This is a genomic window from Enterobacter sp. ku-bf2, from assembly GCF_001742765.1.
GTDB classification, from domain to species: Bacteria; Pseudomonadota; Gammaproteobacteria; order Enterobacterales; family Enterobacteriaceae; genus Enterobacter; species Enterobacter quasiroggenkampii.
In genome coordinates, this window is record NZ_MDVW01000001.1 from 973838 (window position 1) to 988296 (window position 14459).

Genomic DNA, 14459 nt, shown 5'->3' on the forward strand with positions numbered 1-14459 from the left:
CTGGGAGCCTTTAGTTAAGCGCGAGTTAATTAAAGTTTACATTCTCTACGACGATAGTAATGAAGTAACCCTGCATCTTCTCTAACGGACGACCGCTATGCTGAAAAATCTGCACGTGATTACCGGTATTATCTTTGCCCTCACCATATTCTGTCTGCTGCAAGTTGTCACGGGAGGGTTGTTCTACTCTGCCGTCAGCAACGATCGCCATAACTTCCAGAACTCCGGCGTGCTCAACGCCCAGCAGGAAAGCCTGAGCGACAGCGTGAACACGCTGGTGAAAACGCGCGTCACCGTCACCCGCGTGGCGATCCGCTACCTAAAAAACCAGCGTGACCCGGCTTCCCTTGCGGCGATCAATAAACTGCTGGGCACCGCAAGCGACTCGCTGGCAAAAGCCGAAGCCTATAACAAAGAGTGGCAGAAACTGCCGCAGGTTAAGGGCCAGGAGGCGGCATTGACCGACGAGATGCAGAAATCCTGGAACCAGATGCACGAAGTCATGCGTTTATCGATTGAGTATCTGCGCGCCGATAACTATCAGGCCTATGGCGATCTGGACGCGCAGCAGGCGCAGGACGATATGGAAGCGGTCTATAACCGCTGGCGCGCCGAAAACAACACCCTGCTGAAGGCCGCAACCGAAGAGAACCAGAGCAGCTTTACGCAGATGCAGTGGACGCTGGCGGCAATTCTGCTGGCCGTTATCGCGGTTCTGGTGGTCATCTGGCAGGGTTTACAGCACCTGCTGTTAAAACCACTCCACTCCATTATGAACCATATTCGCGCCATTGCAGGGGGCGACCTGACGCAGGATATCGCTATCTCGGGCCGCAATGAGATGGGTCAACTGGCCGCGGGTCTGCATGAGATGCAGCAGTCGCTGGTAACCACCGTCAGCGCCGTGCGCGGAAGCACCGATTCCATCTACACCGGCGCAGGCGAAATTGCCGCAGGAAGTAACGATCTTTCCGCCCGCACCGAGCAGCAGGCCGCCTCGCTCGAAGAGACCGCCGCCAGCATGGAAGAGCTGACCGCGACGGTTAAACAGAACTCCGATAACGCCCGTCAGGCCACGCTGCTGGCGAAAAACGCCTCTGAAACGGCCGCGCGCGGCGGTCACGTCGTGGATAACGTGGTTCGCACCATGAACGAAATCGCCGACAGTTCGCAGCAAATTGCGCATATTACCAGCGTGATCGACAGCATCGCGTTCCAGACGAACATTCTGGCGCTTAACGCCGCGGTGGAAGCGGCACGCGCCGGGGAACAGGGGCGTGGCTTTGCGGTTGTCGCGGGCGAGGTCCGTACGCTGGCGAGCCGCAGCGCGCAGGCGGCGAAAGAGATCAAAGGGCTTATCGAGAACTCCGTCAGCCGGGTGAATACCGGTTCTGAACAGGTTAGCGAGGCAGGCACCACCATGAAGGAAATCGTCGCCGCCGTTACCCGCGTGACCGATATCATGGGCGAGATTTCCTCTGCCTCTGACGAGCAGAGCCGCGGCATTGAGCAGGTGAGCCTGGCCGTTTCGCAGATGGACAGCGTGACGCAGCAAAACGCCGCGCTGGTGCAGGAGTCCGCCACGGCGGCAGCGGCGCTGGAAGATCAGTCCGAACAGCTGCGCCAGGCGGTGGCCGCGTTTCGTCTGAACGGAAAAGAAAAAGCGGCCACCCCGCGCCCGGCCAGCGTGAAGACGCCCCAGCTGTTGCGCCCGGCGACCGCAAACGCCGCCACCGACAGCAACTGGGAAACCTTCTGAGTTTCAGGCGGGCGAGAATATCGCCCGCTAGCGGCTGCGCTTGGCGTGCCGCTCCCAGTTCTCCTGTTTTGCTTCATCAGATTTGCGCAGTGAAACGTAGCATGCCCCGCTGCCGCCGTGATGCGGCAGCGCCACGCAGAAGGCCTGTACATCCTCGAACTCGGTTAACCAGCGCGCCAGATAGCTGCGCACCACATTAGGATGTGAGTTCTGCTCCCGCCCTTTCCCGTGAATGATAATCAGGTTACGTAACCCGTCACGTCTGGCCTGGCAGATAAAAGAATAGAGCATCTGACGGCAGCGTTCGGCGGGCTGACGCAGGAGGTTTAAGCTGGCCTGGCGGGCATATTTACCCGAGCGCAGCTTATCGATAACGCCCTGCTGCACCCCTTCGCGCTGGAACGCCAGCGGTTCTTCCAGGGGAAGAAGGTCAAGAAAATCCAGCGTCAGGAAGTTATCCAGCTGTTCACTATCCACCTCCTGGCGCGTCCGCGTATTGCGGCTGGGCTGCCAGTGAATATCCGGGCCACGCTTCAGCGGCTGGACATCTTCCATGGCGTCAAGAAAAAAGGATTTGTCGTCAGGGTTCATGGATATCCTCCGGCTACAACTGAGGACGGTACTATACCTGCGCCCGAGACAGGCCTCAATCACCGTTACAGGCCGTCATGCGCAACAAATATTAACCTGATGAATATATATAGTATTTATAAAATAAAGTTAAATATGACTTAAGTAAAATTTCAGCAAAGATGAAGTAAGTGATTTGTGTTAAATTTTCGTAAAATCAAACACTCAATATCCTTTCATTTTGCGGGAAAGGTGTTATACCTAAATATACCTGCTTCATGGATATAATACTCAGGATTGGCGAAAGGACGCACTGCTGTGTGTACTGGAGGATCTGTCTGATGTCGGGCAGATCCTGTTTTTTTATTATCTCACTTTCACGCCACGATTATTTTCCTCGCTTCCCGCCTGAACTGTGTAATTAATGATTCAGCCAGGGGCGTCTGACGTGAATCGCGGCGCTGAATTAAATAATATGCTGCTTTTGGAAGCGATTCGACAACCGGCAGCATGACCAGGCGGTGCGCCAGCAGCGGGTCACACCCTAGCTCCTGCGGCAATATGCTTAGAAAATCACTTTGCGCGACCAGGCTAATACAGGAGGAAAAGGTTTCGCAGACCACACCAATTCGCGGTATTTGCGAGCGATGGCTAAATACCTCTTCTAACTGCTTATAATAACTTCCCCGCGGCGTCGGCATTGTCCAGTTATAATGCAGAAGTTCATTAATCGACGTTGCCCCTGTTGCCGGATGCCCTTCGCGACAAAATACCGCAAACGGCTTCTCGAAGAGTTTTTCAAACGTAAATTCCTGGTCGTAAGGTCCCTGATAATAGGTGTTGATGGTGAAATCCAGTTCGCCCTGCCGTAATTCGTTAATCATCGACACCAGCTGTCCTTCCATTATCCGCACTTTGACCTGCGGATGTTGGGCATGAAAGCGGGTGATGACGGCGGGCATCAGGCTGCGCGAAACGCTGGCCCCCATCCCGATGTTGATCTGCCCGGCCTGTTCCCCCTGCCGCTGACGAATATCATCCTGCGCCGCGCGCAGCTCTTCCAGAATTAGCCGGGCGCGCTGGTAAAAGCCCTCGCCGCATTCGGTCAACGCGACGCCCTTACTCCTGCGCACGAAAAGCTGCGCCGCCATGCCCTCCTCCAGCTCTTTGATGGATTTGGTCAATGCCGGCTGGGAAAGATTCAGCGTCCTGCTGGCACCGCGAATGCTGCCCTGACGAGCAACTTCAACAAACGCCCGGAGATGATGGAATTTAACCTGAAATGACATAGCCCGACCGATAACCGTTGTTTATCAGAGTAAAGAAACTGTCATCTACTTTACTGGAAAGGGATGTGCGAGGGTAATTCCTGAACGGTTAAAACTGTGAAAAATCGGTTAGTGATAAGTAAAAACTATCACAGCGTGAAGCAGTTCACATATTTTAATGATGACAGGAACAGATATGGACACACTGGCGCACTACATCCAGACGTTAACCCCGCAGCTGAGCGCGTGGCGTCGCGATTTTCACCATTTTGCGGAATCCGGCTGGGTAGAGTTTCGTACCGCCGCGAAAGTCGCGGAGACCCTGGACTCGCTGGGTTACGCGCTGGCGATGGGGCGCGACGTCGTCGATGCCGAAAGCCGGATGGGGCTGCCCGATGACGCGACTCTGGCGCGAGAATTTGCCCGCGCGCGCAAGCAAGGCGCGCCTGAGAAATGGCTGGCACCGTTTGAAGGCGGCTTTACCGGCATTGTTGCCACCCTGAATACCGGACGCCCTGGCCCAACCCTGGCGTTTCGCGTTGACATGGACGCCCTTGATTTAAGCGAAGCGCTCGACGACAGCCATCGCCCGTTCCGCGACGGGTTTGCCTCCTGCAATCCGGGAATGATGCACGCCTGCGCACACGACGGCCACACCACCATTGGTCTGGGGCTGGCACAGGTGCTTAAGCAGAATGAAGCCCGGCTGAACGGCACCATCAAGCTGATCTTCCAGCCTGCCGAAGAAGGAACGCGCGGCGCGCGCGCCATGGTTGCCGCCGGGGCGCTGGATGACGTGGACTATTTCACGGCCATTCATATTGGCACCGGCGTACCTGCCGGGACGGTAATCTGCGGCAGCGATAACTTTATGGCCACCACCAAGTTCGACGTGAGCTTCACCGGCGTGGCCGCACACGCGGGCGGTAAGCCGGAGGACGGTCGTAACGCTCTGCTCGCCGCCGCGCAGGCCGCCCTCGCCCTGCACAGCATCGCCCCGCACAGCGACGGCGCATCCCGGGTAAACGTCGGCGTGATGCAAGCGGGCAGCGGACGCAACGTGGTGCCCGCGAATGCGCTAATTAAGGTTGAAACCCGCGGTGAAAGCGAAGCGATTAATCAGTATGTCTTTGAACGCGCGCAGGCGGTGATTACCGGCGCGGCGGCGCTCTACGGCGTGAGCGCGGAGATGCGCCTGATGGGGGCCGCCACCTCCAGCGCGCCGACGCCGGCCTGGGTTGATTATCTGCGCGAACAGGCGAGCCAGGTTTCCGGGGTTGTTCACGCCATCGATAAGGTAAAAGCCCCGGCCGGATCCGAAGACGCCACGCTGATGATGGCCCGCGTGCAGCAGAACGGCGGCATGGCGTCCTATATGGTGTTTGGCACGGATTTGAGCGCCGGACATCACAACGAAAAATTCGACTTCGATGAGCAGGTGATGCCTGTCGCCATCGAAACGCTGGCGCGAACTGCGCTGAATTTCCCGTGGACGCGAGGTGTGTAATGCAGGAGAACTACGCTTTTATTGCCGATGCGATCGATACGCGATGTCGGACGTTAACCGATATTGCCGACGCGATCTGGGATCGCCCCGAAACCCGCTTTGAAGAGTTCTGGTCCGCCGAACGGCTGGCCAGCGAGCTGGAAGCCGAAGGCTTCACGCTGACCCGCGAGGCAGGCGGTATTCCAAATGCCTTTATCGCCAGCTTCGGCAGCGGAAAACCGGTTATCGCCCTGCTGGGCGAGTACGACGCGCTGGCCGGGTTAAGCCAGCAGGCACACTGCGCGACCGCGCAAACCGCCACGCCGGGGGCTAACGGCCACGGCTGCGGACATAACCTCTTAGGCACCGCGGCGCTTGCGGGCGCGGTGGCGGTGAAAAGCTGGCTGGAGCAGCACGGCGGCAGCGGAACGGTGCGTTTTTACGGCTGTCCCGGTGAAGAAGGCGGCTCCGGGAAAACCTTTATGGTGCGCGAAGGGCTGTTTGATGACGTCGATGCCGCCGTCACCTGGCACCCGGAAGCCTTTGCCGGGATGTTTAACGTCAGCACGCTGGCGAATATTCAGGCCACCTGGCGTTTTCACGGCGTGGCGGCGCACGCGGCCAACTCCCCTCACCTGGGACGCAGCGCGCTGGACGCCGTGACGCTGATGACCACCGGCACCAACTTCCTTAACGAACACATTATCGAGAAAGCGCGCGTCCATTACGCCATTACCGATACCGGCGGGATTTCACCCAACGTGGTGCAGGCGCAGGCCGAGGTGCTGTACCTGATCCGCGCCCCGGAGATGGCGGATGCGCAGCAGATCTACGAGCGCATCGAGAAAATTGCCCAGGGCGCGGCGATGATGACCGAAACCACCGTCGAATGCCGTTTTGATAAAGCCTGCTCCAGCTACCTGCCGAACCGCACGCTTGAGGCGGCGATGTATCGCGCCCTGCAGCACTACGGCACGCCGGAGTGGACCGACGTGGAGCGAGAGTTTGCCCGCGAGATCCGCGCTACGCTGACGCCCAACGATTTGCAAAACAGCCTGAAAAATATTGCCGCCACGGGTGGCGAAGCGGGTAAAGCCTTTGCCCGTCGTCATCAGGCGACGCTGCTGGTGGATGAAGTCGCGCCTTATGCCGTCACCGACAACGTACTGGCGGGTTCAACCGACGTGGGTGACGTCAGTTGGAAAATGCCGGTCGCCCAGTGCTTCAGCCCCTGCTTTACCGTCGGCACGCCGCTGCATACCTGGCAACTGGTATCTCAGGGGCGAACCTCTATTGCCCATAAAGGCATGCTGCTGGCCGGGAAAGTGATGGGCGCGACCGCGCTCAATCTGCTGCAGGACGCCGCGCTGCTGAAAAAATGCCGTGAAGAGTTCGAACAACAAATACAAGAAAAACCGTACGTGTGTCCGATCCCACAAGGCGTGACACCGTCACCTTTAAAATAAAAAAACACAACACAACACAACAACACAACAGTCCCGAGGAACGCCCATGAGTATGTCATCCATACCTTCGCATTCCCCATCCGGTAAGCTCTATGGCTGGGTTGAAAGGATCGGCAATAAAGTGCCGCACCCTTTCCTGCTTTTTATCTATCTGATTGTGATTTTGATGGTCGCCACCGCCGTGCTCTCCGCCTTTGACGTCAGCGTGCGCAGCCCGGCCGACGGCAGCCTGGTGGCGGTGAAAAACCTGCTGAGCATTGAAGGGCTGCACTGGTTTTTACCCAACGTGATTAAAAACTTCAGCGGATTTGCCCCGCTCGGCGCCATTCTGGCGCTGGTGCTGGGCGCCGGGCTGGCTGAACGCGTCGGCCTGTTGCCCGCATTGATGGTGAAGATGGCTTCTCACGTCAGCGCGCGCTACGCGAGCTACATGGTGCTGTTTATCGCCTTCTTCAGCCATATCTCCTCCGACGCCGCACTGGTGATCATGCCGCCGATGGGGGCGCTGATCTTCCTCGCCGTCGGGCGCCATCCCGTGGCGGGTCTGCTGTCCGCGATTGCGGGGGTGGGCTGCGGTTTTACCGCTAACCTGCTGATCGTCACCACCGACGTGTTGCTCTCGGGCATCAGTACGGAGGCGGCGAAAACCATTGATGCGGCCATGCACGTCAGCGTGATCGACAACTGGTACTTTATGGCAAGCTCGGTCATTGTCCTGACGATTGTCGGCGGGCTGATTACCGATAAGATCGTCGAGCCGCGGCTGGGTAAATGGGAAGGCCGCAGTGATGAAAAGCTGGAAACGCTGAGCAAAGAGCAGCGCTTCGGCCTGCGCGTGGCGGGGATTGTCTCGCTGGCGTTTATTGCCGCGGTGGCGCTGATGGTGGTACCGGAAAACGGCATATTGCGCGATCCGGTTAAACATACCGTCCTGCCCTCGCCGTTTATCCAGGGCATCGTGCCGCTGATTATTCTGTTTTTCTTTGTCGTCTCGCTCGCCTACGGTATCGCCACCGGTAAAATCCGTCGCCAGGGCGATCTGCCGCAGCTGATGATCGAGCCGATGAAGGAGATGGCGGGCTTTATCGTGATGGTATTCCCGCTGGCCCAGTTTGTGGCGATGTTTAACTGGAGCAACATGGGCAAGTTTATGGCCGTGGGCCTGACCGACGCGCTGGAGGCGGCCGGGTTAAGCGGCGTACCGGCGTTTGTCGGCCTGGCGCTGCTCTCCTCCCTGCTGTGCATGTTTATCGCCAGCGGTTCCGCCATCTGGTCGATTCTGGCCCCGATCTTCGTGCCGATGTTTATGATGCTAGGGTTCCACCCGGCTTTCGCGCAGATCCTGTTCCGTATCGCGGACTCTTCGGTCATTCCGCTGGCGCCGGTTTCGCCGTTTGTTCCGCTGTTTTTAGGCTTCCTCCAGCGCTATAAACCCGAGGCCAAACTGGGTACCTACTATTCGCTGGTTTTACCCTACCCGCTTATCTTTTTAGGGGTATGGCTGGTGATGCTGGTGGCGTGGTATCTTGTCGGCCTGCCGATTGGACCGGGGATTTACCCGAGGCTGAACTAAAGGAATGAGGATGCTGAGATTACTCGAAGACAAGATTGCGACGCCGCTTGGGCCGCTGTGGGTGATCGCGGACGAGCAGTTTTGTCTGCGCGCCGTTGAGTGGGAAGAGCACAGCGACCGCATGGAAGAACTGCTTGCGATTCACTACCGCTCACAGGGGTATGAACGTATCCGCGCCACCAATCCGGGTGGACTGAGCGACAAGCTTGCGGCGTACTTCGAAGGCGATCTCAGCATCATCGACACACTGCCCACCGCCACGGCAGGCACCCCTTTTCAGCGCGAAGTGTGGCAGGCGCTGCGGGCCATTCCCTGCGGACAGGTGATGCATTACGGCCAGCTCGCGGAGCAGTTAGGTCGCGCAGGAGCCGCACGTGCCGTAGGCGCCGCGAACGGCTCTAATCCGGTCAGCATCGTGGTGCCCTGCCATCGCGTCATTGGCCGCAACGGTACCCTGACCGGCTATGCCGGTGGCGTGCAGCGAAAAGAGTGGTTACTGCGTCACGAAGGGTATCTTTTGCTCTAGTTCCCAGGCTTTTTGTGCTTAATTTTCTACCGGTTAGGCTAAAAATCCATAATCAAGCTGTGGAATTTCAAGAAGATGGCGACGCATTGTCGTCTCTTGTCCTTATTGAGGGTTTGTCAGGCTTACGTACTTACCAAAAAGATGTTAAAATTGACCAATATCAATTAAGGCTTGAGCAAACCTATGATCCCGGAAAAGCGAATTATACGACGCATTCAGTCTGGCGGTTGTGCTATCCATTGCCAGGATTGCAGCATCAGCCAGCTCTGTATCCCGTTTACCCTGAATGAGCATGAACTCGATCAGCTTGATAATATCATCGAGCGTAAAAAGCCTATTCAGAAAGGGCAGACGCTGTTTAAAGCGGGAGACGAACTGAAATCGCTCTATGCTATCCGTTCTGGCACCATCAAGAGCTACACCATCACCGAACAGGGCGATGAGCAGATCACCGGCTTCCATCTGGCGGGTGACCTGGTAGGCTTTGATGCCATCGGTACGGGCCATCACCCGAGCTTTGCTCAGGCACTCGAAACCTCGATGGTTTGCGAAATTCCGTTTGAAACCCTGGACGATCTGTCCGGCAAGATGCCTAACCTGCGTCAGCAGATGATGCGTCTGATGAGTGGTGAGATCAAAGGCGATCAGGACATGATTCTGCTGCTTTCTAAAAAGAACGCAGAAGAGCGCCTGGCCGCGTTTATCTACAACCTCTCCCGCCGCTTCGCCGAGCGTGGCTTCTCGCCGCGTGAATTCCGTCTGACCATGACGCGTGGCGATATCGGTAACTACCTGGGTCTGACCGTGGAAACCATCAGCCGTCTGCTGGGTCGTTTCCAGAAAAGCGGGATGCTGGCCGTTAAGGGTAAATACATCACTATCGAAAACGGTGAAGCGCTGGCCGTTCTTGCCGGGCACGCCCGCAACGTGGCGTAAACGCCATACGTATACAGCCAGACCGATAAATTTTCCTGATTTAGCGGTCTGGCCTGTCACCCCGTCCTTTATCTGACCTTTTCACCGTAGCACGTCCCCACACAGCACCCAAAAGGTTCTCGTTGAGGTTATGAATTGAGAGAAAGTTTGTTTTTCGTTTCAGTCGTGATTGCCTCCGTGACCTTTATCTTCATCTGGATCATGCTTGTCGGCCCAATGAAGGGGGAGGAAAAAACCTACGTTCAGGATTCCACGACCTTTGCGATAGCGGTGATGGTGCTGCTGTTTATTGCGTTTGTTGCGGTAACGACCACGGTGCTTTTCCTCTGATAAATTTTCATGAATTATTGATCTGGCAAAACCTCCCCTCTGTTTCATTCAGGATATATAGGTTACTCTTTTAATTACAGACTGTGGTGACAGTAGTAAGGAGACCTGTATGGCCAAGTATCAAAACATGCTGGTAGCAATCGATCCGAATCAGGACGATCAGCCGGCATTACGACGTGCTGTGTATTTACATCAACGGATTGGTGGCAAAATCAAAGCGTTTTTGCCGATCTATGACTTCTCGTATGAGATGACCACCCTTCTGTCGCCTGACGAGCGCACCGCTATGCGTCAGGGCGTCATCAGCCAGCGTACCGCGTGGATCCGCGAACAGGCGAAGTATTACCTGGAAGCGGGTGTGCCCATTGATATTAAAGTGGTCTGGCACAACCGACCTTTCGAAGCCATCATTCAGGAAGTCGTTGCCGGTGGGCACGATCTGCTGCTGAAGATGGCGCACCAGCACGACAAGCTGGAATCCGTGATCTTCACCCCGACAGACTGGCATTTGCTGCGTAAATGCCCTTGCCCGGTCTGGATGGTGAAAGACCAGCCGTGGCCTGAAGGCGGGAAAGCCGTTGTGGCGGTAAACCTCGCCAGCGAAGAGGATTACCACAATTCACTGAACGAGAAGCTGGTGAAGGAGACTATCCAGCTTGCCGACCAGGTCAATCATACCGAAGTGCATCTGGTTGGCGCCTATCCGGTCACCCCGATTAACATCGCCATTGAACTGCCGGAATTTGACCCGAGCGTGTACAACGACGCGATCCGCGGTCAGCATCTGCTGGCCATGAAAGCGCTGCGCCAGAAATTCAGCATCGATGAGAAAATGACCCACGTGGAAAAAGGGCTGCCTGAAGAGGTGATCCCAGACCTGGCTGAACACCTGCAGGCGGGGATTGTGGTGCTGGGTACCATTGGCCGTACCGGTATTTCTGCCGCCTTCCTCGGCAATACCGCCGAGCAGGTGATCGACCATCTGCGCTGCGACCTGCTGGTTATCAAGCCGGATGAGTACCAGACGCCGGTTGAGCTCGACGATCCGGAAGACGATTGACCCCTAACGCCCTGCGGCGCAAGCTTGCCGGGCCTACAAAACCGTAGGCCGGGTAAGCGTGAGCGCCACCCGGCAATAAAAAAACCGCCGGATTCGGCGGTTTTTTCGTTTCAACGCAACTTACAGCGCTTTCAGAATCGCATCCACGCTGGCTTTGGCATCGCCAAACAGCATGTGAGTGTTCTCTTTAAAGAACAGCGGGTTCTGCACCCCGGCATAGCCGGTATTCATTGAACGTTTAAACACGATCACGTTCTGCGCCTTCCACACTTCCAGAACCGGCATCCCGGCGATTGGGCTACGCGGATCGTCCTGCGCCGCCGGGTTAACGGTGTCGTTAGCGCCAATGACCAGCACGGTGTCGGTGTCGGCGAAATCATCGTTGATCTCGTCCATCTCCAGCACGATGTCGTAAGGCACTTTCGCCTCCGCCAGCAGCACGTTCATGTGGCCTGGCAGACGCCCCGCCACCGGGTGAATACCAAAGCGCACCTTGATGCCGCGCGCTCGCAGCTTCTCGGTGATTTCCGCCACCGGATACTGCGCCTGCGCCACCGCCATGCCGTAGCCCGGGGTGATAATGACCGAGTGCGAGTTCTTCAGCATCTCGGCGGTATCTTCCGCGCTGATCTCACGGTGCTCACCCACTTCCTCATCGGAACCGGTAGACGAGCCGTCAGAACCAAAGCCACCGGCAATGACGCTGATGAACGAGCGGTTCATCGCCTTACACATGATGTAAGACAGGATCGCACCCGAAGAACCCACCAGCGCACCGGTAACGATCAGCAGGTCGTTGCTCAGCATAAAGCCCGCCGCCGCCGCCGCCCAACCGGAGTAGGAGTTCAGCATGGAGACCACCACTGGCATATCCGCACCACCGATGGACGCCACCAGATGCCAGCCGAAGGCCAGCGCGATGATAGTCATCACCAGCAACGCCAGCACCTGCAGACCGACGCTTTCGGTACGCACGAAGACCACCAGCAGCACAAACGACACCACCAGCGCCGCCAGGTTCAGCTTATGGCGGTTTGGCAGCATCAGCGGCTTAGAGGAAATCTTCCCGCGCAGCTTGCCAAACGCGACAATGGAACCGGTGAAGGTGACCGCACCGATGAAGATACCGAGGAACACTTCCGTCAGGTGAATATTCACCAGAATCGGTTCCAGACCCGGCGTGTGGTACAGGTAGCTGTTGAAGCCCACCAGCACCGCGGCCAGACCCACAAAGCTGTGCAGAATCGCCACCAGCTCCGGCATCTCGGTCATTTCAACGCGTTTCGCCAGGCGAATACCAATCGCACCGCCGATGATCATCGCCACCAGGATCCACGCTACGTTGCCAGTATCCGGCCCGAAGATGGTGGCAATCAGCGCAATCGCCATCCCGGCGATACCAAAGTTATTCCCCTGCTGAGACGTTTCGTGTTTGGAAAGCCCCGCCAGACTGAAAATAAACAGGATTGCAGCAACAATGTATGCGGCTGTCACTAATCCTCCAGACATATGCTACCCCTTAGCCTTTACGAAACATTTTCAGCATGCGCTGAGTCACGGTGAAACCACCGAAAATATTGATACTGGCGATCAGCACCGCGATAAAGCTCAGGAAGCTGATCCAGCCGCCGTGGCCAATCTGCAGTAACGCCCCCACCACGATGATCCCGGAGATGGCGTTGGTTACCGACATCAGCGGCGTATGCAGCGCATGGGAGACGTTCCACACCACGTAGTAGCCCACAACGCAGGAGAGCGCGAAGACGGTAAAGTGGCCGAGGAACTCTTTCGGCGCGACGTCAGCCAGCCAGCCGAAGAGAATAATCACCAGCGCCATGATCGCGTATTTGCGCCACGGGGAAGCCGGTTTGGCAGGTTCTTTTGGCTCAGGCGCCGCTTTAGGCGCTGCCTGAGGCTGGGCCGAAACCTGAATTGGCGGCGCAGGCCAGGTAATTTCACCTTCACGCACCACGGTCACACCGCGCACCACCACGTCGTCAAAATCGACGGTGATGTTGCCGTCTTTCTCTTTGCAAAGCAGCTTCAGCAGGTTGACGAGGTTGGTGCCGTACAGCTGAGACGATTGCGTCGGCAGGCGACCCGGCAGATCGGTATAGCCGATCACCTTCACGCCGTTCGCGGTCGTGGTCACCTGATTCGCTACGGTATATTCACAGTTGCCGCCGTTTTGCGCGGCCAGGTCGACAATCACGCTGCCCGGCTTCATGGAGTCAACCATCTCACGGGTAATCAGCTTCGGCGCCGGTTTACCCGGGATAAGCGCGGTGGTGACAATGATGTCGACATCTTTCGCCTGGGCGGCGAAAAGTTCCATTTCGGCTTTGATAAAGGCTTCCGACATCACCTTCGCGTAACCATCACCGCTGCCCGCTTCTTCCTTGAAGTCCAGCTCAAGGAATTCGGCGCCCATACTCTGGACCTGCTCCTTCACTTCAGGACGGGTATCGAAAGCGCGCACGATAGCGCCCAGGCTGTTTGCCGCACCGATGGCGGCAAGTCCCGCCACGCCCGCGCCAATCACCATCACCTTCGCCGGAGGGACTTTACCCGCCGCGGTGATCTGACCGGTAAAGAAGCGTCCAAATTCGTGGGCCGCTTCAACGATGGCGCGGTAGCCCGCAATGTTTGCCATCGAACTTAAGGCGTCCAGCGACTGGGCGCGCGAAATACGCGGCACGGAGTCCATCGCCATGACGGTGACGCCGCGCGCGGCCAGTTTTTCCATCAGCTCAGGATTTTGCGCAGGCCAGATAAAGCTCACCAGCGTGGTGCCCGGATTCAGCAGCGCTATCTCACTCTCTTCCGGTGCGTTGACCTTCAGAATTACAGGCGACTGCCATACGTCGGCACCGTCCACCACTTCCGCGCCAGCCTGGATAAAGGCCTCGTCATCGAAACTCGCCAGTTTGCCTGCGCCGCTTTCAACCGCGACGGTAAAACCCAGCTTAAGCAGTTGCTCCACCGTTTTCGGTGTTGCCGCTACGCGGGTTTCATTGGCTAACCGTTCTTTTGGTACCCCAATACGCATAGTTTTCCCTTCCATCGGTTTTTGATGATGGTTTATCGATAAATGCCCGCGGTTTGTATCATTTTTCGCCATCACACAAGCAATGAGACACAATTCACCCCGGAAAATAAAACAGTAACAAACTGTCTATAACCTACTGAAAATACCGGCCGTGATCTACCGCCAGAAAACACTATTTCTTACTTTATCTGTGAAAAATAAGCGATCGGCGTCACTGACAGTGATATTTACCTTAAATTCATCGCCAGAACCGATAATTCGCGCAAGCGAAGCGGTAAAAACATGATATAGCGCCATAAGAGAACAACTTATTAACATTAAATTAACTTGTAAAAGTCATAAGCTTTATCAGTTTTACTTGTCAAACGCGTGTTTTTTCAACATATCACTAAATGTTATCGAATAAGGTGATTCAGTGAGCACTGGCTGTGAAAAA

General features: G+C 56.5%; 12 protein-coding genes. 8 read left to right on the forward strand and 4 right to left on the reverse strand.

Features of this window, described 5'->3' with window-relative positions:
* Positions 1 to 97: 97 nt before the first annotated feature.
* Complete coding sequence (locus BFG58_RS04620; protein WP_069719360.1) at positions 98 to 1759, forward strand: methyl-accepting chemotaxis protein; 1662 nt, start codon at positions 98 to 100, stop codon at positions 1757 to 1759.
* 27 nt (positions 1760 to 1786) lie between these two features.
* On the opposite strand, the gene smrA is transcribed toward BFG58_RS04620, so the two are convergent.
* Positions 1787 to 2350 (reverse strand): DNA endonuclease SmrA, encoded by a 564-nt coding sequence (gene smrA, locus BFG58_RS04625; RefSeq protein WP_045910355.1) that lies wholly within the window; start codon positions 2348 to 2350, stop codon positions 1787 to 1789.
* 356 nt (positions 2351 to 2706) lie between these two features.
* Entirely contained in the window at positions 2707 to 3618 is a 912-nt protein-coding gene (locus BFG58_RS04630; RefSeq protein WP_023292606.1) for a LysR family transcriptional regulator, read from the reverse strand.
* 175 nt (positions 3619 to 3793) lie between these two features.
* On the opposite strand from BFG58_RS04630, the gene BFG58_RS04635 reads away from it, so the two are divergent.
* The 7 genes from BFG58_RS04635 to uspE all read left to right on the forward strand — a co-directional run bounded on the left by BFG58_RS04635 (position 3794) and on the right by uspE (position 10974).
* The gene (locus tag BFG58_RS04635) at positions 3794 to 5104 is read left to right on the forward strand and encodes a M20 family metallo-hydrolase (protein WP_069719361.1); all 1311 of its coding nucleotides are present in this window, start codon (positions 3794 to 3796) and stop codon (positions 5102 to 5104) included.
* On the forward strand, positions 5104 to 6549 hold the full coding sequence (locus BFG58_RS04640; protein WP_069719362.1) for a M20 family metallopeptidase: 1446 nt from the start codon (positions 5104 to 5106) through the stop codon (positions 6547 to 6549). The genes BFG58_RS04635 and BFG58_RS04640 overlap by 1 nt, the downstream gene beginning before the upstream one ends.
* Positions 6550 to 6595: 46 nt before the next feature.
* Entirely contained in the window at positions 6596 to 8122 is a 1527-nt protein-coding gene (gene abgT / locus BFG58_RS04645) for a p-aminobenzoyl-glutamate transporter (RefSeq protein WP_045910351.1), read from the forward strand.
* 10 nt (positions 8123 to 8132) lie between these two features.
* On the forward strand, positions 8133 to 8648 hold the full coding sequence (gene ogt / locus BFG58_RS04650) for a methylated-DNA--[protein]-cysteine S-methyltransferase (RefSeq protein WP_048222832.1): 516 nt from the start codon (positions 8133 to 8135) through the stop codon (positions 8646 to 8648).
* A gap of 183 nt (positions 8649 to 8831) precedes the next feature.
* Entirely contained in the window at positions 8832 to 9584 is a 753-nt protein-coding gene (fnr, locus tag BFG58_RS04655; RefSeq protein WP_006174991.1) for a fumarate/nitrate reduction transcriptional regulator Fnr, read from the forward strand.
* A gap of 147 nt (positions 9585 to 9731) precedes the next feature.
* Positions 9732 to 9914 carry a hypothetical protein gene (locus BFG58_RS04660; protein WP_223540366.1) on the forward strand — a complete coding sequence of 61 codons (183 nt, stop codon included), beginning with the start codon at positions 9732 to 9734 and terminating at the stop codon, positions 9912 to 9914.
* A 109-nt stretch (positions 9915 to 10023) separates the two neighbouring features.
* Positions 10024 to 10974 (forward strand): universal stress protein UspE, encoded by a 951-nt coding sequence (gene uspE, locus BFG58_RS04665; protein WP_032640084.1) that lies wholly within the window; start codon positions 10024 to 10026, stop codon positions 10972 to 10974.
* Between the two features lie 120 nt (positions 10975 to 11094).
* On the opposite strand, the gene pntB is transcribed toward uspE, so the two are convergent.
* Together pntB and pntA are read right to left on the reverse strand one after the other, a co-directional pair.
* The gene (gene pntB, locus BFG58_RS04670; protein ID WP_021241158.1) at positions 11095 to 12483 is read right to left on the reverse strand and encodes a Re/Si-specific NAD(P)(+) transhydrogenase subunit beta; all 1389 of its coding nucleotides are present in this window, start codon (positions 12481 to 12483) and stop codon (positions 11095 to 11097) included.
* A 10-nt stretch (positions 12484 to 12493) separates the two neighbouring features.
* Positions 12494 to 14023: a Re/Si-specific NAD(P)(+) transhydrogenase subunit alpha gene (gene pntA / locus BFG58_RS04675; protein ID WP_008500544.1), complete on the reverse strand. Its 1530-nt coding sequence runs from the start codon at positions 14021 to 14023 to the stop codon at positions 12494 to 12496.
* Positions 14024 to 14459 lie beyond the last annotated feature (436 nt).